The sequence below is a fragment of the Acinetobacter sp. WCHAc060006 genome, assembly GCF_004209135.1.
Lineage (GTDB): Bacteria > Pseudomonadota > Gammaproteobacteria > Pseudomonadales > Moraxellaceae > Acinetobacter > Acinetobacter cumulans.
The window spans coordinates 1-933 of sequence record NZ_SGSS01000083.1 but is presented as its reverse complement, the minus strand read 5'-3'; the positions used below and the strand labels follow the sequence as shown (position 1 = coordinate 933).

Sequence of the window (933 nt, the reverse complement as noted above, 5' to 3'; positions counted from 1 at the left end):
ACTGCCTTGGTCTGTATTAAAGACTTCAGGTCGGCCATATTTTTCAATAGCTTCATTTAATGTTTCTATGCAAAATGTAACCTCCATACTAATCGATACTCTATGCGCAAGTACCTTGCGGCTATGCCAATCAATCACAGCACATAAATAAACAAAGCCTTTTGCCATAGGGATATACGTTATATCCGTAGACCACACTTGATTACTGCGCTGAATAGCCAATCCTTTGAGCAGATATGGATATTTACGGTGAGCTTGATTGGCCTGACTTAGATTTGGTTTACGATATAACGCATTAATGCCCATTTTCTTCATTAAAGTACGTGTATGACGTCGTCCTATATGATGTCCTTGACGATTCAATAAATCACGCATCATACGGCTACCTGCAAAAGGGTATTGCATATGTAACTCATCCATACAGCGCATCAGCTTCAGATCTGATTCACTCACAGGTTTTGGGCGATAGTAATAACAACCACGGGAGACTTTCAGCAGCTTAGCTTGCTTAGATACTGAAATCTGAAGTGAGTCATCGATTAACTTTTGTGGTTGAAGCGACCCAGTTTCTTCAACACACCTTCTAAAAAATCAATTTCTAATGCCTGCTCACCGATTTTTGCATGTAGTTTTTTTAGATCGATGGGTGGTTCTGTTGGAGCTTTTGATTGATCGAAAGCTTGCGAGGAAGCTGAAATCAGTTGATTTTTCCAGTCAATAATTTGGTTTTGATGAACATCAAATTCAGCACTCAATTCAGCAAGTGTTTTTTCTGCTTTAATCGCAGCAAGTGCTACCTTAGCTTTAAAGTCATTTGAATGATTTCTTCTTGGTCTACGTGTCATAAAATACTCCATATATTGATGTTTATAACATCATTTGGGGAGCAAAATATCACTTATAAGTGTTGTTCAAATTTCCTGATCCACCTCT

At 38.3% G+C, this 933-nt stretch carries 1 pseudogene; it reads right to left on the bottom strand.

From position 1 onward, the window contains the following. Positions 1 to 857 (bottom strand): annotated as a pseudogene (locus EXE29_RS17255) (IS3 family transposase); the annotation flags it as partial. Positions 858 to 933: the final 76 nt, after the last annotated feature.